Source organism: Eubacterium sp. BL-380-WT-2B, from assembly GCF_009696115.1.
In the GTDB taxonomy this organism is placed as follows: Bacteria; Bacillota; Clostridia; order Eubacteriales; family Eubacteriaceae; genus Eubacterium; species Eubacterium callanderi.
The window spans coordinates 1-21,915 of sequence record NZ_VUMP01000011.1 but is presented as its reverse complement, the minus strand read 5'-3'; the positions used below and the strand labels follow the sequence as shown (position 1 = coordinate 21,915).

The following is a 21,915-nucleotide window of genomic DNA, read 5'->3' as shown; positions in this document are numbered from 1 at the left end:
TTGAAGGTATTCGCTTCATTATATCATTTTTGGAGCTGTCTGTGTGATAAAATTTCACTCTGTTCCTTCAAGAATCTGTCCCGAGGGCCTCCTCCAGACGCGCCAGCATGATCTGGCTGGTGCGGGTAAAGGCCTCCCGCTCCTCCTGTGTCATGGTGCCCAGGGCCTTTTCCTCAAAAGCGCTCAGGCTTTTTAACAGCTGTCCCGCATAGTCTGCACCTGTCTTGGTAAAAGCAATACGCTTGTTGCGTTTATCTGATGGGTCGGCCTTTTTTTCGACGATCCCTTTCCGGGTCAGCGCTTCCAGGATGGTGTTCACTGTCTGCTTAGGCAGCATCAGCTTCTCGCAGATCAGCCGCTGGTTACAGGTCTCCTGATACGCGTTCACTGTGTAGATCACAAACAGGGTATTGACCGTGATGCCCTGCCGCTTGGCCCATTTTTCGTACAGGGCGTTGCAGCTGAACCAGAAATCATAGTAGGCTCTAAGCGTGTTCTGAATACTATCCTGCATATTCTGCCTCCTTGCTTCTGAGTGTACTTTTGTGCAGCCCCCACAGAACCACGAGCACTGCCATGATCAGGGCCTGGGCGCCTGGCAGCGCCATCCACACCCCCTTGAGGCCAAAGAGCCTGGGCAGGATAAAAATGCACAGCGGCGTAAACAGTACCGGGTCCAGATAGACCAGCAGGGTGGAGTACAGCGTCTCGCCGCAGGCATAAAAATAGGAGGTGAACAGCTTGCCCAGCCCCATCATCGGAAAGGCCAGTCCCAAAATGGGCAGCGCTGACCGGATGACCGCCGCCGTCCCGGCCGAGGTGCCAAAAAAACCGGGCAGCAGGTCCACTGCCGGCACGCAGGCGATCAAAAACAGCGCCGAAAAGACGAGCACAGTCATCAGCCCTCTGTTTTTCAGCCGCCTCATGGCCGCATAGTCCCCGGCACCGCTCGCATAGCTGATCAGGGGCTGCATGCCCTCACCCACGCCCTCCAGCAGCAGCAGGACTGAGCCGATAAAATAATTGATGACCGCGTAGGCCGATACTGCCAGATCACCGCCGTAGGCCAGGCACTGCAGATTGTTATAGACCGTGATCACCGACGGCATCAGCGACAGGCCAAAGGGGGACACGCCAATTCTCAGCATCTTGACCATCATCCGCTTTTGAAGCCGGAAATGGCGCCTGCGGACAGGGTGCTCCCGGTCCCGGAAAAGGCAGATCAGGCTTCCGGCCACTGTCAGCGACTGGGCGATAATGGTGGCCAGCGCCGCGCCGGCCAGCCCCATGGGGACCACCATGGTTAAGCAGGCGTCCAGAATAATATTACAGACAAGACCTGTGCTCATGATCACCATGGCCTGGATGGTCTTGTGGCTGTTCCGGATCATGGGGATCAGGCCAGAGGCCAGTATCTGCATGCTGCCGCCAATGGAAATGATCCGGATATAGGCCATGGCCGCGTCGTACACCTCGCCCCTTGCCCCCAGGGCATATACGAGCACTGGGTTCATAAAGACCAGGAACAAGGTGAGCAGCGCGCTGGCTGCCACCAGCAGCATCAGGGTATTGGCCCGGGCCGCGTTGGCGTTTTCGTCACACCCCGCGCCCCGCGCTGTGGACATGAGCACAGAGCCGCCGACACCGATGCCCATGCCCAGGGCGATGAGCACCGCTGTAATAGGCCATACAAGGCCAATGCCCGCCAAGCCCACATCACCGACAGCATGCCCCACAAAAAAGCCGTCTACAATGGTATAAAGCCCGCTTAAAAACATGGTAAACATGGAGGGCAGGACAAACTTAAAAAACTTTTTATCAACCGCTTGCGCTTTCATTTTTCACCTCACCAAATTAGTCCGGTTTCGGACTAATAAATTTTAACACAGCCTTAAAGAAAATGCAAACCAAAGTTTCGCCTGGCCTTTTTGGCAAAAGCGTGTTATAATTATTTAAACAAAATAATTAGCACGCAAAGGAGTTGACAGCCATGCGCTATGAAGGACGCGTATTCCGGCCGCCCAGCGAGGCCTACAGCCTGATTATCCAGGCTACCGTGGGGTGCAGCCATAACAAATGCCGTTTCTGCGATATGTATAAAGAAAAAAGCTTCCATGTCCCCCCTCTCGAGGACGTCATTGGGGACCTGAAGCAGGCCCGGGAGGCCTATGGCCCTGTAAACAGGATTTTTCTGGCCGATGGGGACGCCCTGGTCCGCCGTTTTTCGGATCTGGAGGCCATTCTGGGCGCCATCCAGGAAATCTTTCCGGAGTGCGGCCGGGTCACCAGCTACGGCTCGCCCAGAAGTATCCTGATTAAGACACCGGAGCAGCTTAGAAGGCTCAGAGCCCTGGGGCTTAAGATGATTTACATGGGTCTGGAATCGGGCAGCGACGCCATTCTCTCCCATGTGAACAAGGGTGAGACCGCCGCCGAGATCATAAAAGCCGGCCGGATGGTGCGTGAAGCGGGGATGAAGCTGTCGGTCACGGCCATCTCCGGCCTTGGCGGCAAAGCCCGCTGGCAGGAGCACGCAGTCAAAACGGCAGAAGCACTGAACGCTATGAACCCCGAGTACATCGGTCTGCTCACCTTCCGGCTGGAAGGCCAGGCGCCCATGATCCCCGAGGTAGAGCGCGGTGATTTCCAGATGCTCACCCCCATCGAGGTGGCCCGGGAGACCCTGCTGATGATGGAGCACCTGGACAGCCCCGGCTCGGTATTCCGTTCCAACCATATCTCAAACTATATCAACCTGTCCGGTACCCTGAACCAGGACAAGCCCCGGATGCTCGCAGAGCTTCACGAGGCCCTTGGAGGCCGCGTGGCCTTTAAGAGTGAGGAAATGCGCAACTGGGACCTTAAATTTCACTGATACTAAAAAGACTGTTCATTTTTTGAACAGTCTTTTTTAAATGCTCTGATTTTATTATGTAATAAACGACATTTGTGTCATTTATACACACTTTTGGGAAAGGCCTTGTGTTTAAGGCGATTTTTAAAATACATCGCTTTCCATTTCGCTAAATTTTTAAATTTCAACATGAATATAACCGTGCGCATAATAAGGCAGGACGTTTAAGCCCACATCCTTTGCCGCCCCGGCCAGCTCTCCCACCGCCACACCGGGGCAGTAAAGATCTGCGGCGCAGCCCCGCATGTGAAAAGACCACGCCACCCCGCCCACCTCTGCGTTGCGCGCCTCACAGCGCACACCGGAGGTAATGATCACGGGCTGTCCAAAAACACCGCGCAGGGCCTCAATCTTATCGAGGAGCGCGGGGTTCATGGGACAGGGCCAGCCGCCGCAGTAGCCACCGCAGTCACAGCGGTACTCCTCCATGGCAAAATGGGCAGTGGCCATGAGTACTGGTGTTTCAGCCTCTGGCACTTCCTCCGCGGGCGGCGGCGCGTCCTCCGGCACCCCGGCCGGTGCTTCCGGCTCAGCGGGCAGCTCCTGCTCTGGCTCCCCCACTGCCTGCTCCGCCGTCGGCACAGGCTCCTCCTCCTCCCTAAGGCTCAGACCTATGAGAAAGACGCAGGAAACGAGGAGGAGGACTGATAGGATGAATCTTTGACTGATGGTTTTATAAATGTTTTTCATGGTTTCTCCCTTTTTAATTTAATTGAGAATGGAGAATTAAAAGGCCAAATCGGCTTTGCCGATTTGATCTATATCAAATTCGCTTTGCGAATTTGTACCGATAATTCTCCATTCTCAATTCTTCATTCTCCATTTAAAAAAGGGGCCTTTCGCCCCTTTTTTTAAGCTGTTTCCTCAATGACCACCTCGGTTTTGGTGGTGTCGACCTTCACCGCGCTGACCACCTTGGCCAGCGCAAACCCGTCGGGCTCAAAGGCGCCCTGGTCCACAATGGCTTGGGCCCCGGTCTTGATCTCGGCGTCGGTGATCCCATCCCTGTAATCCGGGATTGTGATTTTGTGCGGGTTTCCATCTGTCCGCTGGAACGTGATGGTTAAATCTTTGCTGGTTGTTGGCATTTTTGTAGTCTCCTTCTTATTTTTAATTTTGTGGTTCTGGTTTACCTGTATTCTTTTTTAATGGAGAATTGAGAATGCAGAATGGAGAATTTCGGAACAAAATCGCGATGCGATTTTGATGAAAATCAAACCGGCTCTGCCGGTTTGGCCCTTTAATTCTCAATTCTCAATTCTTCATTCTCCATTGTTGAAATCGTTATGCGATTTCAACCAGTTCTTCCGCCGTCACCTTCACCTGCTTTTCCCGGATGGGCTCCTGCATGCCGGCGATGGCCTTGGCGGTGGCCACAAAGGCCTCGTCGGTCACGCTCTCCTTGATGTCGCCGTAGGTTTTTGAGGATTTGACGATCTTCCCCTCTCTTTCGCCATGGTTGACGGTGATCTTCATCCCGATGGACTCGGTGTTTTTCTGAATGCTTGCCATTTTTCTTACCTCCTGTATTTGCGTTTTGGCATCGCTGCCTTACACTAATACAATCCGGTTTTGGCTCGATTTTTAACCCCCTCTTTAAAAAATTTTTTTAACACCGGTCATAAATGCCGTTTCAGGGCTGCCAGAGCCCGTTTATGGGTCTGGGTGATGGCGGCTGGGCTCACCCCCTTCTGGGCTGCCAGCTCTGAGAGGGTTCCTTTTTCCAGATACTGAAAACGCAGCACCTCCCGCTGCCCGGGTGAAAGCTTCCTGTAGGCGCGCAGGAGTGCCTTTTGCTGCTCTGCCGCCACGCAGGCTCCCTCGACATCGGCCTTTTCATCCAGGATCAGCTCGGCCAGGGCCACGGCGCCATCGGCGCCCTCCACCGGCATATCCAGGGACAGGGTCCCGGCAAGCGATGTGCTGAAGCGCCCCTCCCGCCTTTTTAAAAAATAGTGGACCAGCCGCCCTTGCATAAAGGTCTGGAAGTAGACCCTGGCGTCCAGGGCAAAATCCCGTACCCCCTCAACAAACACCGCGCAGGCCTCCTGGTACGCGTCCTCGAGCTCCTCCCGGTTGTAGACATAGCGGCTGACCACTGACCAGAGCATGGGTTTAAAAGCCATCAGCAGCGCTTCCACGGCTGTCTTGTCTCCCTGCTGGCCGCGTTTAACCAAAGCGTCCAAAGCGGTGTAATCCACTGTCTTTTTATTTTTCTGCAAATAAAGCCCCCTCTCAAAATAAAACATCCTCCTCCCGGAGCTCTCGCACCTCCAGAACAATTTCCGGAAAGCGGTCCTCCACCTGGGCCGCAAATTCCTGAAACTGGGTCTCGGCATCCTCCGGGTCTCGGGCCCAGAGCGTCAGCCCTGCCCGGCAGTCTGCGCGGGCGTAATAGGGGCGGCGCGTTTTTACCACTGGCCTGCCCCTGCCATATCGGTTCATTCTTTCACCTCATTCCTCGTAAAGCTTAAAAATATCGGTTCCAAATACGCTGTTCACATTGCGCTTCATGGCTTCCATGGCTGCCTCCGGACTGGGGGCCACGCCGCCGTCAGGAATACGATTGTATAGAGACGCATGCTTATTGTTTAAAGCATTGTTTATAAACAGTCCGCCTGTGTGTCCGTTCTGGGTACTGGTTTGTGTCCACACCTGTGTCGGCTGCTTTTGTTTCTCGAGCTGTGCCCATCCTGGCGCAAGGCCCTTGTCAAAGGGGATCATGCGGTACCAGCCTGCCCGGTTGCCGGTGTCCTTTTCATAGGTCACCCGTCCGGCCTCAATGAGTTTGCTTCTCTGTCGCATGACCTTGCGCCGGTCATCAAGGCCAAGACGGGCCATGATGACGGAGTTGGGCGCCTTGAAGGCTACAGGCCAGTGCCAGACGCCGGACACATCGGGCAGGGCGCTCTTGTTGTTAAAATACATGAGCAGATGCCAGTAGGCCTGAAGCAGCCCGGGCATGGGATGGGCCGAAAGCCAGTGGTAAAAGGCCAGAAGCTCGGTCAGGTAATTCAATCACACCTGCCCGGTCTGGGCCGGCGCCTGGTACCTGCAGGGATGGACAGCCACCTCTCCCAGACGGGCCTTTTCGTGGAAAAGCCTTAAAAGCTCGGCCTGGCCGCTGCCGGTCACCAGCACCATGGTCTCGAGCACTGAAACACCGCCCAGGATGCGGCGCTTCTCTTTTACCTTAAACCAGCCTCTGGCCATGCACCAGGCATAGGGCGTGTTAAAGCTGCTGGGCTGGGAGCAGAGGTAACCCCAGCGGCGCAGCAGGCGGTACAGGTTGTTCCGGCCAAGGGGACAGTCATTATCCTCGTTTAAAAAGCCCGCATTGGCCAGCATTTTGGCCGTGTCGCCCATGGAGCAGGCATTCTCAGCGCCGCCGATGGTGTCGTAAAATTCGATTTTAGGCTGGGCCTCGGTCAGCTCGTCCAGCAGGGCGCAGCTGTGGGCTTTCTCCTTTCTCAGCGCCTCAAACAGCGCGTCTCTGGCCGCGTCGTCGGTCTCGGCCTGCGCCAGCACTTCGGGCTCCATATAGGCCCCGTAGCGCTGGATGGAGGGCAGCACCACCCGCTTCACAAAATCGCCCAGACGTCTGGCATCCTCCATTTTGCTGCTGAAGATGAGCCCGTAAAGGCCCGGCTCATTGATGACCCACATTCTCTGGCTGCGCCCGGCGCCATCGACGACCGTCCGTTTCGTACGGTCGCCGGGAGCCACGTGGCGCATGATGGCGTGGGAGGCGTTGCGGTACTCCAGAATATCCGCCGCGTCCTTGCCCACAAAGCCCACATCCCGCCGGGTGACGGGGTTTCCGAAGGCATCGTGGATGGCCGCGCCCAGCTTGTCGTAAACCGGCCATTCAATCACCAGTGTGCGCAGGCTGGTAACGCCGTCAAATTTAAAGACGCGCTTGAGTAAATAATCTCTTTTCATCACAGGGCCTACCATTCATAATCCAGTTTCACATCGACGCCGACCCGCAGGGCCTGATTTCCCCCGAGCAGCCTTTCGATATTGACGCCGACGAACATCAGCTCCTCACTGAGCTTCCAGCGCAGCCGCGGGTTTACGGCTGTCTCCAGCAGCAGGGCGCGCTCCAGCCCCAGATAGTCCAGAAAAAAAACATCGCGGCAGCCCTCGGCGCAGGTGTCATCGGGTACCTGGAGCCGCACAGGCTTCAGCAGGTTAAAATAGCGTTTCAGGAAGCCGAAAAACTTAATCCCCATCAGCGCCGCCAGCCCTTCACAGCTGAAAAGCGCCTGGTTTTTGCCTTTCAGGATACACTCAAGCTCACCGATCTCTTTGTGGCGCCAGATAAAAAGCCGTTCCTTCACATTGTCTTCATCCACATCGCTGTAGTGCAGCGCCCAGGGAAAGCAGCCCGTATCGCCCCGGTAGTTCATGCACAGGCCCTCATGGTTCTCGAGGGTGGCGGTGAACAGGCAGCCCCCGTCCTCACCCATGTCTCTGTAAAAGCAGTTCGGACACATGCACTGCTCCCGGTTTACCTTTTGCTCGGTTTTCTGATTTTGGCCGCAGGAAACCAGAGCCTCCCATGCCGATTTTTTGGAAAAACCCTTTTGTACCGATTGTTCTTTCATTAAATCAGTACCTCCTCATTGTTTATTAACGCCGCGGTTGTTATCGCTGACGTTGGGATTATTATATTCCCGTTTTAACCCTGAAACCATCTACTTTGCGTTGGATTTGCTTTTGTTGGGATCATTTTTTACCAACAGGGGTCTCCGTTTTCATCCGAGCATAACCGGCGTAGCCGGCTGTACCAGTTTTTGACCGGCTCTGCCTCGTCTGGGCGCCGCACCAGCTCCCTTACCCAAACCACCATCCGCGCAAGCCTTGTTAACAAACGGTCCTTCCAGCTGGGCTTCTCACCTCTGCGCAGCCAAAGACGGATATCCAATGGGATCACCCGCTCCGATAGAGGCCCGGACAGCCTGGCCTCGGCTTGGCCGGCCATTTTCCTGAAATCCCGTTTGACGGCCACTGCCCGCTCCTCGCTGAAATAGACCTCCACCTCCCGATACCGCTGCTCAAAACCCTCGCAGATCAGGGCTTCATAGACCTCTGACGCATACTGACACCCCTTGACCATCTCCTCCGGCAGAATCCGGTGGCAGTACTGGGCGTTAAAGGCCTCGTCCAGGGCCCGCCGCTCCTGACAGTCCGGGCACAGCAGCACCGGCACCAGAAAGATGCGGATGTGATCCATGAGGTCGATGAGCATCCGGATGGCAAACCCGTTTTTATTCAGCCGCTTCCCGCATTTTTTGGGCTCATCAGTCTCTCCAGACGTATGAGGACGTTTCCAATCCAGCCCAGACTTTTTTGCTCCCAGCACATCCGATGCCCAGTCAATGATGTTCTCACAAAAAAATTCCTCCAGGAGCTTGGTCTTGCAGACCTCCGGCGAGTATCCAAACCGTTCCTTAATCTCTGCGAGCAGCGCCTTTAAAACCCTGCTCCTCGTTTTCTCAAAAGCTGTGCCAAAATCCTCATTCTCCTCAATCAAAACCTCCAGCTCAAACGTGCCAGGCTCTGCGCACTTCGACATAAAATCCTCCTTGCCGCTGATTTAAAGTAATAAAAAAACCGGTACGCGAAGCTTTTACGCTTCGCGTACCGGTTGATTGGGATGTGTCCCGGAAACCATGTTAAGTTGTGGGGATTACAATGATTTTTTTATTTCAGAAACAACTGTGCCTGCACTTTCTTCTGTCAGGTAAGGATGCATGGGCAGGGCCAGCACCCGCTTACAGAGCGATTCAGTCACTGGACAGCTGCCTTTTGTAAAGGGCACGTCCTCAAAAGCAGTCTGCTCATGCATGGGCTTGGGATAATAGACCATGGTCGGAATCCCCTGGGCTTTTAGCGCTGCCTGTAAGGCGTCCCGCTGGTCTACCTCTGGCAGCGTGATGGTGTACTGGGCCCAGCTGGATGAAAAACCTTCTGGAACAGCCGGGGTTTTGACCCTGCCGCCCAAGGCCTCGGTGTACTGTGCCGCCACAGCGTTCACTGCCTCCAGCTCCATATCGACAAAGGCTCTGAGCTTGACCTGAAGGATGGCGGCCTGGAGGGTGTCCAGCCGGGAGTTGACCCCGATGCGCACGTTGTCGTACTTAAAGCTGCCCTTGCCATGAATCTTGTAGGACTGGATGAGGGCCGCCAACTCTGCGTCGTCAGTAAAGACAGCGCCGCCGTCGCCGTAGCAGCCTAAAGGCTTGGCCGGGAAAAAGGAGGTGGTGGCCGCGTCGCCAAAGCTGCAGGCCCGTCTGCCGTTAATGGCCCCACCAAAGCCCTGGGCGCCGTCCTCCAGCACCTTGAGGCCATATTTATCCGCAATGGCCTGTATCCTGGGATAATCGGCCGGCAGGCCAAAAAGATCCACTGCGATGATCACTTTTGGCTTAAGCCTGCCTTCCTTGAGCACAGCCTTAATGGCCTCCTCCAGCCTTTCGGGGTCCAGGTTGAAGGTGTCCGCGTCCACGTCCACAAACACGGGCACCGCGCCCTGGTGGGCAACGACCTCGCCGGAGGCAAAAAAGGTGAAATCCGGCACGAACACCGCGTCACCCGGGCCGATGCCCCAGGCCATGAGCACCAGGGATAACGCGTCAGTGCCGTTGCCGCAGGTCTCGCAGTGTTTCACGCCCACGTAGGCGGCCATCTGCTCCTCCAGCTCGGTGACGGGGGCGCCGGAGATGAAATTCGTGTTGTCAAGCACCGTTTGGATGGCGGCGTCGATGTCTTTTTTCAGGTGGTGATATTGGGTTTTCAGGTCTCTGAATTGCATGGGTTACCTCTGTTTCTCACTTAATCCGTTTTCGTTCTCTATATAGCTGCGTCCACATTTTGGACAACTGAGGGCTTTCTCTAAAACCGCACCGCACTCGCAGACCCAGCCGACCTGCTGGGCCGGAACGCCTGCCATCAGGGCGTGATCGGGCACATCACGGGTGACGACTGCCCCTGCGGCGATGAGGGCATAGCGGCCAATGGTATGGCCGCAGACAATGGTGGCGTTGGCGCCGATGGTAGCGCCTTTTTGAACCAAAGTCCTTTTATATCCGGCGCTTCCCTTGGGATACTCAGCCCGGGGCGTCTGGTCGTTGGTAAACACCATGGAGGGGCCGCAGAATACGGCGTCTTCCAGCTCCACACCCTCGTAGATGGAGACATTGTTCTGCACCTTGACGCCATTTCCAATTTTCACCTGGTTTGAAACATTGACGTTCTGGCCAAAGGAGCAGCGCTCCCCGATGGCAGCGCCGCTTTGGATGTGGCAGAAATGCCAGATTTTCGTCCCCTTGCCAATGGTGACCTCATCATCGATGTAACTGCTTTCATGTACGAAATAATCGGCCATCAGCGTTCAAACCTTCCTATAAAGTCGGTGCTGGCGCAGGCATCCAAAGGCAGCTTCACGGGCTTGCCCTCTGCCGCGGACTGGTAGATGGCCAGCACCAGCTCCAGGGCGTTTTTGCCGGCCTGGGCATCCACATAGGGGGCCCGGTCCTGCTCGATGGCTTCCATCACATCCCGGTACAGGCTGGTGTGCCCGTTGCCGTAGACATTGCTGGTCGCTTCATGAAAGCCGTTGTTTTCAGTGCTTTCATGATCATCGGCGTCGGCCAGATCCCAGACGTCAATGGCGTTGGTGGACTTGCCGCCAAGCTTCACGGTGCCCTTTTCTCCAAAGAGGTACAGGGTCTCTTCCAGATTCTGGGGGTAAACGTTGGTGGTGCCTTCAACGGTTGCCACGGCACCATTTTTAAACTGGACCACGGCCATGCCCATGTCCTCTGCCTCCAGATAATCATGAAGCTGCTGCCTGGTCACGCCGTAAACCGTGTCGATCGCATCCCCCATCATCCAGCGCAGCAGGTCGATGCCGTGAATGCACTGGTTCATCAGGCAGCCTCCGTCCTGGGCCCAGGTGCCGCGCCAGGGCGCCTGAGTGTAGTAGTCCTCATTTCGGTTCCAGCGCACATGGATGGACCCGTGGGAGATCCGGCCAAAGCGCCCTGCCTCCACCGCGCCCCGCATTTTCTGGACAGCGATGTTAAACCGGTTCTGATGGCAGGCGGATACTTTTACGTTGTTTTCTTCGGCCGCTTTAATGATGGCGTCAGCCCCGGCAATACTCATGGCCATGGGCTTTTCGATGATCACGTGAATGCCGTGGTGGATACAGTACAGAGCGATCTCCTCATGCAGGCCGCTTTCAGTGGCAATGCCGATTAAGTCCAGATCGTTTTCTTCGATCATTTTCTTATAATCCGTGTAACGCGCAATGCTGGTGTCTTTCTCGAGGCCGTGCTTAGCCAGCAGGCTTTCCATGTGCTCGGGGATCACGTCACAAACGGCCACGAGGTTCAGGTTGTTATTCATTACGGCTGTGATATGGTTGGTCGCGATGCGGCCGCAGCCGATGAGTGCGTAGTTCATGGGTTTACTCCTGTTTGTTTATTATAGTTTTTATTAAAACTCATCTATTACAACAATTCAATGTTATCGCGATTTTCGACATTCTTCATCGCATTTTTTGTGTCAAAAATAGCTTTGGCATTCTGCTGAATCATCTCATAATCAACATTTGTGTGCGATGCTGTCACGACAATTAAGTCATATCCTCTGAGAATTTCAGGATTGATCTTTTCAATTCCTTTGTAAATTTTACCTTTATACTTATATTCCTGGATAAAGGGATCATAAAAATCAATCTGCGCCCCCACTTTTTCAAAGTTTTCAATGACCTTTAACGCCGGGCTCTCCCGGTAGTCGTCAATATCCTGTTTATAGGCCACACCAAGCGCAAGGACCTTCGCGCCGTTTAAGGCTTTTTTGTCTCTGTTTAAAATACGCGAAGCCCGGTCAATGCAGTACTCTGGCATCCGGTCATTGATCATCATAGAACTCTCAATCATGGAGGTGTGAAAGCCATACTCACGGGCCTTCCACGACAGATAATAGGGATCGAGCGGGATGCAATGCCCGCCCAGGCCCGGGCCTGGATAAAAGGCCTGGAAGCCATAAGGCTTTGTCTTGGCCGCGTCCACCACTTCCCAGATATTGATCTTCATGCGGTCACATAAGATGGCCAGTTCATTGATTAAACCAATATTGACATTTCGGTAAGTGTTCTCCAGAATCTTTTCCATCTCAGCGATGGCCGGCGAGGATACTTCATAGACGTCGCCGTCCAGCACTGCCCGGTACATCGCCGCGATGACCTCGGTAGCGTCTCTCCCAATACCGCCAACCACCTTAGGCGTGTTCTTTGTTTTATAAATAGCATTACCTGGGTCAACCCGCTCCGGGGAAAAGCCTAAATAAAAATCTTCACCGCATTTTAAACCTGAACCCTGTTCGAGGATGGGTTTGATCAGTTCTTCCGTTGTCCCCGGATAGGTCGTCGATTCAAGCACCACCATGGTTCCCTTTTTCAGATATTTGGCGACTTCTTCCGTTGATGACTTGACGTAGCTGATGTCCGGCTGCTGGTATTCATCCAAGGGTGTTGGCACGCAGATTGCGATAAAATCTGCGTCTTTGATGAAATAAAAGTCGGTTGTTGCAGAAAGCATTCCGGTATTGACTAATTCCTTTAAGTCATCGTCGATGACATCACCTATGTAGTTGTGGCCTTCATTAACCATTTTTACTTTTTCTTCCTGAACATCGAAGCCGATGGTTTTGAAGCCGGCTTTGGCTTTTTCGACGGCCAGGGGGAGACCTACGTAGCCGAGGCCTATGACGGCGACGCTAATATCCCTATCCACTACAGCAGACAAAATATTATTTTTCATTATTTTTTATCCTTTCAAAATATTTATTTATTGTATTATTAACTATAATTTCTCTATATAAATAATCAATGCCAATAGATGTACCAAACGTAATAAAACTTATAGCTATCAGTAAAGGTATAGAATCTGTTGTCTTCCCAAAATAAGGAAAAAATGCCGCTCCGTTTAAAAGCAAAAAAAATAATATTGATAAAATAGTTGTGTGAGTAATATATCCACCCTCTACAAACCCTGCTATTTTATTAATTTTTTTAGAATATTTCAAAGGCATATCTTTAAAAAAGCAAAATAAATATATTGACATCATAATAATAAAAATATTATTATACTTCAGAATAGCTTCGTAAAAAGAAAAATTCACTTCCAAATAAAGAATTTGTTAAAAAAGCTTTTAAAAAGGCTACCGGTAAATACCCATTACTATATAAAGATGTTAATAACACAACTATTATACCTACAAAGATAAATTTAATTAAAGTATGTCTAATCTTAATTTCATATTTGCCTATTGTTGCACCAACAAAATATAAGGGAACAAAATTGACAATATTGAAGGCGCCTATCTCAGTAAAAGACCTTCCTGTGTATCCATAAAAAAGTCGAAAGCCTACTATATCATCAATGCTGGATAAAAAAATTAATATTGACCCTAAAATAATAATGAGTATCAAACTCTGCTTTTTATTAATCTTTTTAATAATAATATTCATATATGGCATGAGTAAAAACATAAATACATAACCGACTAAATACCATAAATGGAAGAATAAACCTGTAAGTGATATAAAAGAATACAGTAATTTTGCTATTTCATGCATTTTAAGATTGAAAAAAACAATTACTACGATTAAAATCATTGGCAAATACTGTAAAACAGGAAGTAATACTCTATTAAATAGATCACGAATACCTCTCTTTTCTTTTTTAAACAAAAAGTATCCGCTAATTATAATAAATACATTTACACTTCCACGTGAAAAAGAATAAAATGTCAACATCCACATTTTATTGATACTCCATCCATTATCAGCTGCTATCGAGGACCCAAAAACATGAATAACTATTACCATAAATAAACAAATTATTCTTAGTAATTCAATATTTGATTGCCTGTCCCTATTTGATAATTTCGTCATTATGATTTTCCTTTTTAAACTGAATGACATATTTTATATAAACGAATAATTGTAATTGTTCCCGACAAAAAGTATACACACGCCAATGCCATTGCCGCTCCCATAATGCCATATGTTTTTACTGACCATAAGTCCAATACAAAATGAACGACAACAAAAATAAGATTTACTTTAAAATTGAACTTTTCATCGCCTATTCCTCCTAATATATTGCCCGGAATCCCCCTTAAAACAGCTTGTATAAGTGAGGCAACCAATAAAACCTGCATGATTTCTGTAGCCGATGCATACTGTTCCCCAAATGCAAAATTTATAATAGGTGCTGAAAAAATAATTAAAACAACATGTAAAGGTATCATAACTAAAGCATTTATAAATGAAATTTGTTTGAATTTATTCCAAATCCATTGTTTTTGACCAATATGTTTAATAAAATATGGCATAATAAAAATTAATAAAGTCTGAAATAGAAGTAAGGATATTTGCAATATATATGTAGCTATTTTGTAATCCGCTAAAGTTTCTGCATTATTTAAAACGAGACTTACAATAAATGTTTCGTTCAACTGCATAATTAATGAAGCCGCATTTGTAAACATCATGACAATACCAAATTTAATTATTTTTATGATTTCTTCTTTTTCAGGTAGAAGAATAGTATTTTTATATGTTTTTAAATTTTTTATAAATAGCCATGTTATCATAACAGATACAATTGTAGCAATATAGCGTGCAAAAATAACACCTTTAAGGTTCCAAAAGATAACAAAAATAATTTGCAGCAATACCAGTAGTACAGAATATATTAACGAAACAATTGCATATGCTCCATTTTCAAAACATGCTCTTAAAAACACCTGCATATCCTCAAAAAAGAAAAGAAAGATCGGTAATAAAGATGATAAAATTAGAAGCTCTCTGGCTTCTGAAAACTGTAAAGGAACCGTAGCAAAAAACACAATGCTGACAATAATCAATATTAAATCCACGATTGTTCCTATAGCTAAAGTAGTTATAAACCATCCTTTTTTTCTTGAATCTTCTGCATCTTGAGCACAATATCGAAGTGTTGCGGTAGAAATTCCAAACCCATTAAGTAACAGGACATAATTTCGGATCGTATCAATATATGTTAGAACACCATAATCGTACTTGGATAAAAATCTAGGCAAGAAAATTGCTGATAAAAAGCTTACTATTTTTACAATTATAGAACTTATAACGATATGAAAAAAACCTCTTTTATTCGCTTTTTGAAGTAAAGTTTTAATTCTTACTACTTTCACATTTATTCTCACTTATATCTCTTATAAACTTTTTATAATTCCTTTCGGCATTAAAATATTTCAACCAGAAAGAATAAGCATTTCGAGCATACTGTTGATAAGTAATTTTATTCATTTCCAAAAAGAAAAAAATCAAGTCGTTAAGCTCTCGAATTTGAAAATTTTTTTTCAATAATCTTCCATTATATCGGTCTATAACAATTTCTTTTGTACCACCAACATCCGTTGCGACAACTGGAATTCCAAAGGACATCGCTTCCATAATCGAAACAGGGATTCCTTCTGTTTCGCTTGTATTAATAAAAAGATCATATTCATTTGTCTTATAAAATTCCATCACTTCGGTATTACTAAAAAACCCCATAAAATTATATCTTATATTTGCGGGAAGTTTTTCTTCAGCATAATTTTGTATCTGACATAAAAGTTTCCCGTCTCCAAAATGAGTCCATTCTAAATTAACTTCTCTAATTTCAGAAAGCGCGTCAATTATTCTATCAATGCGTTTTATCTCTATGACGCTTGAGCAAGAAACGATTTTAAAAGTATCTCTATTTCCTCGTTTATTATTAAAGTCATTAGTATTGATCGTCCCTAATCTTGATAATTTAAACTTTTCTCTAAATTCTGGATACTTTTCCTCTAGATATCTTATTCCATCACATGAAATACAATATATTTCATCTAAATTTTGAAAGACATGTCTCCGTAATGGTAAATAATTTTTCCGATGACGAAACTCATATAAATCTATTCCATGACATCTTGTTATACATTTACAATTTTTATATTCTCTTTTAAAAAGAGTTGCCGTATACGCAGGAATAGTCATCCAATAAGAATAAAAAACCAAATCATTTCTGCTAATTTCTAATTTTTTTAATTTATTATTTACACATCGAAAGTTATAGCTGCCTGTAATGATATATGCAGCTAAGCTTTTTATGGTTTTTAATTCAAGTTTACCCATTTTAAATAAAAATTTTATTTCCTTATAAAACTCTCTTTTAAAAGGTACTCTGAAAAATTCTAAATATTTTAAAATGGGTTTATCCGGTAAGAGGGTGTTTTCTTGTTTGTGTAAATAAAATTCTTGCAAACAACAACATGGTAAATAGTATATTTCGTCAAACCGATCTTTAAAATACATTTTTTCCGTATCCAAAAATTTTTCTCCATCTCCATAAGGAAAAGAATTTGTTAATACAACTAAAGAACGCTTTTTTTTATTCAGATTTTTCATATTTAAACCTTATTTTACTTGTTATATATATCAAAAGAAGCGTTAATAAATTAATTATTGTAAATGTACTTGATAAAAAATTCAACGCTAAATCACGTGGTGCATATAATATACCATGGGTAAACATTAAAAAAATCGCTGAAACCCAAACATTTTTACTCTTAGCCAATACATCAGGAATTTTTTCAATTAAAAATCCATAAACAAAATTAATTATAATTACTCCTATATAACTGAAATCATGGAATATTTCTGCAATATAGCAAGATCCAAACCCTCCTCCTGACAAATAAATTCTAGAATCGATTAAATAAGAAATTGTTTGTCCAAAAATCTCACCATTTAACGCCATTGCGACCGTATTATTCGTGTATATATTGCTTGAAAAAATCATTGAAACAAGTGCATTATTTTTAAAAATAAGCGCTAAGGGTCCAAATGTATACTTAATTCCTGTCGGAAAATTTTTTTTAAAATGTTCAGCATATTCTATTATATGGATACTTCCTCCTTGTGATTCAAAGAAATCCGAAATATTTTTAGTAATCGAATAATTATATGTATTTATTCCTGCTCTGGTGTAGGAGTAAATTTCTAAAAAGCTAATCATAAATGGTATTAGCACTAAAAAAAGCAAAAGACTTTTTTTCCTTAACCATTTTTCTTTTTTATCCTCAGAATTTCTTAAAAAATAATAAATTAAAACTATTAAAAAATTAAGAACAAAAATGTTTCTTTGACCAAAACCAAGTGAACATACTCCATAAAGCAAATACAAAAAAACTGGAACCCTACATTCTTTTTTAGACGGTTTTGTCCCTAAAAATACAAAAAAACTGATCATTGCCATTTCAGATATCATTACAAATAGTGATGGTAGATGACTTTTAAAACTTGAATAATAATCTATATATTGATTATTATTCACAAAAACGATTCTCTCAAATAACCGGATAAAGTAAGGGATGTAGGCTATAAAAAAGAAAATTTTACTGACTTTTCGAACTTTTTTTACAGCTTCAATACTATTCCCTCTTATTTTAACCAAAAGATTAAAATCTTTTTTATAAGCTAAGACATTCCCCAACAACAAAAATACCAAACTAATAAATAATAATACAAAAACATGGTTTTCCATTGATTTCTCAGAAAAAATCAATCCAAATCCTTTACCTCCAAAATAAGAAAAAACTAGTTTCCCTAACAAAAAAGTAAAAAATGTTATATGAAAAGCTAAAAATACAATTCGCACTTTATTGCCTGTAAATGTATATAATATATTATGAAAAAATATAGCTAATATTGCATAAAAAAGCAAAACGGAATTTTGATATAAAATTCCTATTATAAATAAACCGAATGAAAACAGTAGCGTAACTAAAACCAATAACTCTTTATATTTTTCATTCCTAATACTTCTACTATTCGATTGAATAAACATAATTACTCCATCCCTTTAAATATTTATCTATATTGGATTTGCAACTCCTCTCTCGAACTTTAAATGCAAACATATTTATTTTCAAAAATAACTCTTCCTCGTCCCGTGGCGAATAAAATCCAACTCTATTTAAAAAAAGTTCTTCATCAAATATTGTGTCTTTATTTTTATCTCCTGGTAAGATGACATTACACCCAGAATATAATCCTTCATATATAGTTCTTCCAATACCAAATTTTTCATCACCTCTTAAGACACAATCAGTAATTTTATAAATTTTATTTATATCTTTGATCTCTCCAATAAATTTAATTCTTTTATCGCGCTTAGCATTTTTAATACAATTTTGTGCATATTTATTTTTTTCATTTCCTACTATTAATAATAATAAATCCGGATTATTTATTTTCATAAAAACCTTAATAATGAACTCAATCCCTTTACCTTCTGTAATCATACCAATCACTGAAAAAACAATTTTATCTTTTGTCTTTATTCCGAGTTCATCTTCCACTAAATTTTCATCTATATCTATGACACCGCTCATATCAAAGGGATTATTTAGCACAATATAATTTTTTAATTTACCAATAAATGGTTTTTCAGTTCCGGTGTCAATAAAAATAACACCTACCGCATTTTTTAGCTTTTTTAAAATATGTCTATACTCTCTATGATCTCCTTCAAAAATTTCTCTAATATGTATAAAATAACGATTTTTATTATCTACAATCGGATACATTATCAATGAATTAATATATATAATATCATAAGATCCAGTTTTAATAATTTTATTTATTTTTGTTTTATTTAAATAATACATTGCCGTTTGAATAGAAGTAGCTACTTTACCTTTTAAAGACATTGATTTATGACTTAAATAGCATTTTTTATAGGGAAGCCAACATCGAAAAAGTTTTCCAGGTCTTTTTTTTATAAAATCCTCAATATTTTGAGTTTCATCAATAGTTTTCAGACTTTTTGGTAACACTAAATCATACTCTATCTCTTTATATAAATTATTTAACATTTGGACTAAGCTTTTCGTCCCTCCGTATATAAAATTGCTACTATGATTTATAAATAATATCTTCATATAAACTTCCCTACTCAATAATCAATTTTTAATATATTTTCACTTAATTTACACTCAAATAAAACCATCTTAACCTTTAGTAAAACAAACATTAAAAATTGGCAATCAAACCACGCCTTAACCTATTATTCATTTTTTAATTAACTATTTTAGTCAAAAGAGTTTTAAATTCATTTTTTTTGTTTTCTAAATCAGTCAGATATTTTTTATATGCCTTATGTGCTAAAATATTTTGTTCTTCTGTATTGTTTAAAATATTCTCAATTTTTTGTTTTAAAAATTTTAAATCATTTATACAATATGCAGATGAAGCTAAATACTCCATAGACCCAATATCTTCAGGTCCAATAGCTAAAATACACTTCTCTAAAGACATTAATTCTGAAATTTTCGTTGAAAGTGAAAATCTCGTTATATTTTTTTCTCTTTTTGAAAAGGATTCGACATGAACTACCATATTACAATTGTTTAATTGTTTTTTTAATTCATCTTTATCTAACGATCCGCAAAATTCACTAGTATCATTTACCGTTATTCTTCTTATGGTTTTTTTAGATACTTTTTCACCAGAAAAAATCTTTAGTTTTACTTTTCGAGGATAATACTTATTATTATATTCCTTTATTGCTCTTGCTAAATAAGCTATAATTCTTTCTCTTCCATAGCACAAATTTCCAGCATAAACCAATATAAAATCTTCTTTAGATTGATCATTTTTATTTTCGGAATGTAAATTTGTGGAATTAAGTAACAAATGACTTTCTTTATTAAATACTTTTTTATAAGCTTCTCTCATTTTAGGTGATATCGTAAAAAATGCATCGCAAGTTTTTATTGACTCACTCATTTTATCTTTTAATAAACTTCTACGCACCTTAAAGAAGGGAGAAGTTGATTTTTTTGATATAATATAATCATCTGTAAAATAAATCGCTAATTTTAAATGATATTTATCTACTATCCTCATCGCTATGTTATATGCAAAAATCGAATCACCTGCACAAAAAAACACTATATTAGGCTGATTATATAAGATCCAATCATTTAATTCTTTCGTTTCCCATTCACATTTTCTCCAAAAATATTCTCTAATTAAACGTGTTAACTCATTGATTACAATAATTTTTTTTTTATCTTGAGAATATGCTTCCTGCTTTTTTAAATCAACTCTTTTGCCGCAAGTTTTTCTTTTTGTTATACAGTTGTATAATACATCTTTATCTGATATCCTAAAATAATTCATATAATACTCATCATCAGGTATCTCAGAACTAAAGTATAACTGGGATATATTTATGGAATCCCAATCTCTAAAAAAAGATGCCAACGTTTTGCCATTATTTTTGGTTTTACTAAAACAATTATTACTGATTACCAGAACATTTATGTTTTCTCCTATTTTTTCCATGTCGTCTTCTTCACAATCCCCGCATAACTCTGGATCACCTTCACCACCTTCACACTCACGTTGGTGTCCGCATAATCCTCGGCCATCACGGTCTCTTCCTGGTTTTCATCCATCTGTACCGCCAGCTCCACGGCCTGCTCCACTTCTCTTCCGGTGATTCCGCCGATGACGATGGTCCCTTTGTCTAAGACTTCTGGGCGCTCAGTGGATGTTCTGATGAGTACCCCTGGGAAATCCAGCATGGCGCTCTCCTCGGACAGGGTGCCGGAATCGGAGAGCACGCAGTAGGCGTTCTTCTGAAGCTTGTTATAGTCGAAGAAGCCGAAGGGTTTCATGTTAGTGACCAGGGGATGAAACTTGAAGTTTCTTTTTTTGATGATCTTCTGGCTCCGCGGGTGGGTGGAGTAGATGACAGGCTTCTGATACTTTTCGGCGATATGGTTGACGGCTTCCATGAGGGACATAAAGTTGTCTTCATTGTCAATGTTCTCTTCCCGGTGGGCGGAGAGCAGGAAGTATCCTTTAGGCTTTAAGTTTAATTCTTTCAGGACATTTGATTGCTCAATCTCCTGCTCATGGTCTCTGAGCACTTCGCGCATGGGGCTGCCGGTCACGAAGATAGTCTTTCCGTCCATGCCTTCGCTTAGGAGATAGCGTCTGGAGTGCTCGGTGTAGGGCAGGTTGATGTCGGCGATGTGGTCCACGATGGTGCGGTTGACCATTTCGGGCACGTTCCAGTCCCAGCACCGGTTGCCGGCTTCCATGTGGAAGATGGGGATCTTGAGGCGCTTGGCGCTGATGGCGGACAGGGCGGAGTTGGTGTCACCGAGGACTAACAGGGCGTCGGGCTTTTCTTTTTTCAGGATGTCATAGGACTTGGCGATGATGCCTCCCATGGTCTCGCCCAGGTCTTTGCCCACGCTGTCCAGGTAGTGGTCGGGGGCTCTCAGGCCCAGGTTTTCAAAGAAGACCTGGTTTAGGGTGTAGTCCCAGTTCTGCCCGGTATGGACGAGGATATGGTTAAAGTACTGATCACATTTTTTGATGGTGGCGGAGAGTCTTATGATCTCGGGCCGTGTGCCTAAAATGGTCATGAGTTTGAGTTTTTCCATCTTTTCTTTTTGCTTTCTTTTTTATTTGTTTCTGTTGAGCTAAACTTACTTTTATACTTCTTTTTTTGGTCTTTACACTTCTAAAAAATAGGTGTCAGGTTTTTTGGGGTCGAAGGCTTCGCTGGCCCACATGACGGTGATCATGTCCTCTTCGCCTTCGTTGATGATGTTATGGGTATAGCCTGTGGGAATGTCGATGACTTCGAGCTTGTCACCGGTGACGTGATAGCTGATGACAGATTCTCTTTTCATTTTTTCTCCATCTTCCTGGTCGTTGATGACTTTCCGGAACTGGATCTGTCCTTTTCCCCTCACGACCAGAAACTTTTCGTTTTTGGTGTGGTGCCAATGCTGGCCTTTGGTGATGCCGGGCTTTGAGATGTTGATGGATACCTGGCCCCGGTCGGGGGTTCTTATGAACTCGGTGAAGGAGCCGCGGCTGT

25 protein-coding genes and 1 pseudogene are annotated in these 21,915 nt (G+C 44.5%); 2 read left to right on the top strand and 24 right to left on the bottom strand.

What is annotated here, in order from left to right:
- Positions 1-67: 67 nt before the first annotated feature.
- Positions 68-514 (bottom strand): MarR family winged helix-turn-helix transcriptional regulator, encoded by a 447-nt coding sequence (locus FYJ53_RS19360; RefSeq protein ID WP_013380848.1) that lies wholly within the window; start codon positions 512-514, stop codon positions 68-70.
- Positions 504-1,838: an MATE family efflux transporter gene (locus FYJ53_RS19355; RefSeq protein WP_013380849.1), complete on the bottom strand. Its 1,335-nt coding sequence runs from the start codon at positions 1,836-1,838 to the stop codon at positions 504-506. The genes FYJ53_RS19360 and FYJ53_RS19355 overlap by 11 nt, the downstream gene beginning before the upstream one ends.
- Before the next feature lie 152 nt (positions 1,839-1,990).
- Here FYJ53_RS19355 and FYJ53_RS19350 point away from each other — a divergent pair, with 152 nt between their 5' ends.
- Entirely contained in the window at positions 1,991-2,875 is an 885-nt protein-coding gene (locus tag FYJ53_RS19350) for a radical SAM protein (RefSeq protein WP_013380850.1), read from the top strand.
- Positions 2,876-3,031: 156 nt separating this feature from the next.
- Here FYJ53_RS19350 and FYJ53_RS19345 read toward each other — a convergent pair whose 3' ends face one another.
- Positions 3,032-3,604, bottom strand: a complete 573-nt coding sequence (locus tag FYJ53_RS19345) for a D-Ala-D-Ala carboxypeptidase family metallohydrolase (RefSeq protein WP_148430005.1) — start codon at positions 3,602-3,604, stop codon at positions 3,032-3,034.
- Between FYJ53_RS19345 and FYJ53_RS21250 the strand changes: the two genes are divergently transcribed.
- Positions 3,575-3,769: a hypothetical protein gene (locus FYJ53_RS21250; RefSeq protein WP_187367993.1), complete on the top strand. Its 195-nt coding sequence runs from the start codon at positions 3,575-3,577 to the stop codon at positions 3,767-3,769. The genes FYJ53_RS19345 and FYJ53_RS21250 overlap by 30 nt on opposite strands.
- Here the strand turns inward: FYJ53_RS21250 and FYJ53_RS19340 are convergent.
- The 21 genes and pseudogenes from FYJ53_RS19340 to FYJ53_RS19240 form a co-directional block, all read right to left on the bottom strand.
- A complete protein-coding gene (locus FYJ53_RS19340) occupies positions 3,766-4,002 on the bottom strand; it encodes a DUF2922 domain-containing protein (RefSeq protein ID WP_038351382.1) in 237 nt (78 codons plus the stop codon). The genes FYJ53_RS21250 and FYJ53_RS19340 overlap by 4 nt on opposite strands.
- A gap of 196 nt (positions 4,003-4,198) precedes the next feature.
- A complete protein-coding gene (locus tag FYJ53_RS19335) occupies positions 4,199-4,426 on the bottom strand; it encodes a hypothetical protein (RefSeq protein WP_148430003.1) in 228 nt (75 codons plus the stop codon).
- A gap of 107 nt (positions 4,427-4,533) precedes the next feature.
- Entirely contained in the window at positions 4,534-5,136 is a 603-nt protein-coding gene (locus FYJ53_RS19330; protein ID WP_187367987.1) for an RNA polymerase sigma factor, read from the bottom strand.
- Between the two features lie 13 nt (positions 5,137-5,149).
- A complete protein-coding gene (locus FYJ53_RS19325; RefSeq protein ID WP_148430000.1) occupies positions 5,150-5,359 on the bottom strand; it encodes a hypothetical protein in 210 nt (69 codons plus the stop codon).
- A 9-nt stretch (positions 5,360-5,368) separates the two neighbouring features.
- Positions 5,369-5,932 (bottom strand): restriction endonuclease subunit S, encoded by a 564-nt coding sequence (locus tag FYJ53_RS19320; protein ID WP_148429998.1) that lies wholly within the window; start codon positions 5,930-5,932, stop codon positions 5,369-5,371.
- A complete protein-coding gene (locus FYJ53_RS19315; RefSeq protein WP_187367986.1) occupies positions 5,933-6,856 on the bottom strand; it encodes a phage antirepressor KilAC domain-containing protein in 924 nt (307 codons plus the stop codon). It abuts the gene before it with no gap.
- An 8-nt stretch (positions 6,857-6,864) separates the two neighbouring features.
- Positions 6,865-7,524 carry a hypothetical protein gene (locus FYJ53_RS19310; RefSeq protein WP_148429995.1) on the bottom strand — a complete coding sequence of 220 codons (660 nt, stop codon included), beginning with the start codon at positions 7,522-7,524 and terminating at the stop codon, positions 6,865-6,867.
- A 128-nt stretch (positions 7,525-7,652) separates the two neighbouring features.
- Positions 7,653-8,495 (bottom strand): hypothetical protein, encoded by an 843-nt coding sequence (locus tag FYJ53_RS19305; protein ID WP_148429993.1) that lies wholly within the window; start codon positions 8,493-8,495, stop codon positions 7,653-7,655.
- Between the two features lie 114 nt (positions 8,496-8,609).
- A complete protein-coding gene (locus FYJ53_RS19300; RefSeq protein WP_148429991.1) occupies positions 8,610-9,734 on the bottom strand; it encodes a DegT/DnrJ/EryC1/StrS aminotransferase family protein in 1,125 nt (374 codons plus the stop codon).
- 3 nt (positions 9,735-9,737) lie between these two features.
- Complete coding sequence (locus tag FYJ53_RS19295; protein WP_148429989.1) at positions 9,738-10,307, bottom strand: acyltransferase; 570 nt, start codon at positions 10,305-10,307, stop codon at positions 9,738-9,740.
- The gene (locus tag FYJ53_RS19290; RefSeq protein WP_148429987.1) at positions 10,307-11,389 is read right to left on the bottom strand and encodes a Gfo/Idh/MocA family protein; all 1,083 of its coding nucleotides are present in this window, start codon (positions 11,387-11,389) and stop codon (positions 10,307-10,309) included. Before FYJ53_RS19290 ends, FYJ53_RS19295 begins: the two co-directional genes overlap by 1 nt.
- Positions 11,390-11,436: 47 nt before the next feature.
- On the bottom strand, positions 11,437-12,750 hold the full coding sequence (locus tag FYJ53_RS19285) for a nucleotide sugar dehydrogenase (protein WP_148429985.1): 1,314 nt from the start codon (positions 12,748-12,750) through the stop codon (positions 11,437-11,439).
- A complete protein-coding gene (locus tag FYJ53_RS19280) occupies positions 12,740-13,015 on the bottom strand; it encodes a hypothetical protein (protein WP_148429984.1) in 276 nt (91 codons plus the stop codon). Before FYJ53_RS19280 ends, FYJ53_RS19285 begins: the two co-directional genes overlap by 11 nt.
- Positions 13,016-13,073: 58 nt before the next feature.
- Positions 13,074-13,886: an acyltransferase family protein gene (locus tag FYJ53_RS19275; RefSeq protein ID WP_187367985.1), complete on the bottom strand. Its 813-nt coding sequence runs from the start codon at positions 13,884-13,886 to the stop codon at positions 13,074-13,076.
- Positions 13,887-13,900: 14 nt separating this feature from the next.
- On the bottom strand, positions 13,901-15,172 hold the full coding sequence (locus FYJ53_RS19270; RefSeq protein WP_154557681.1) for an oligosaccharide flippase family protein: 1,272 nt from the start codon (positions 15,170-15,172) through the stop codon (positions 13,901-13,903).
- Positions 15,153-16,415 carry a glycosyltransferase gene (locus FYJ53_RS19265; RefSeq protein ID WP_148429979.1) on the bottom strand — a complete coding sequence of 421 codons (1,263 nt, stop codon included), beginning with the start codon at positions 16,413-16,415 and terminating at the stop codon, positions 15,153-15,155. Before FYJ53_RS19265 ends, FYJ53_RS19270 begins: the two co-directional genes overlap by 20 nt.
- Positions 16,399-17,856: an O-antigen polysaccharide polymerase Wzy family protein gene (locus tag FYJ53_RS19260; RefSeq protein WP_148429978.1), complete on the bottom strand. Its 1,458-nt coding sequence runs from the start codon at positions 17,854-17,856 to the stop codon at positions 16,399-16,401. The genes FYJ53_RS19265 and FYJ53_RS19260 overlap by 17 nt, the downstream gene beginning before the upstream one ends.
- Positions 17,837-18,952, bottom strand: a complete 1,116-nt coding sequence (locus FYJ53_RS19255) for a glycosyltransferase (RefSeq protein WP_148429976.1) — start codon at positions 18,950-18,952, stop codon at positions 17,837-17,839. The genes FYJ53_RS19260 and FYJ53_RS19255 overlap by 20 nt, the downstream gene beginning before the upstream one ends.
- 136 nt (positions 18,953-19,088) lie before the next feature.
- Positions 19,089-20,360: a glycosyltransferase family 4 protein gene (locus tag FYJ53_RS19250; protein ID WP_148429974.1), complete on the bottom strand. Its 1,272-nt coding sequence runs from the start codon at positions 20,358-20,360 to the stop codon at positions 19,089-19,091.
- Positions 20,348-21,472: a non-hydrolyzing UDP-N-acetylglucosamine 2-epimerase gene (wecB, locus tag FYJ53_RS19245; protein WP_148429973.1), complete on the bottom strand. Its 1,125-nt coding sequence runs from the start codon at positions 21,470-21,472 to the stop codon at positions 20,348-20,350. Before wecB ends, FYJ53_RS19250 begins: the two co-directional genes overlap by 13 nt.
- A 72-nt stretch (positions 21,473-21,544) precedes the next feature.
- Positions 21,545-21,915, bottom strand: a pseudogene (locus tag FYJ53_RS19240) (capsular polysaccharide biosynthesis protein CapF); the annotation flags it as partial.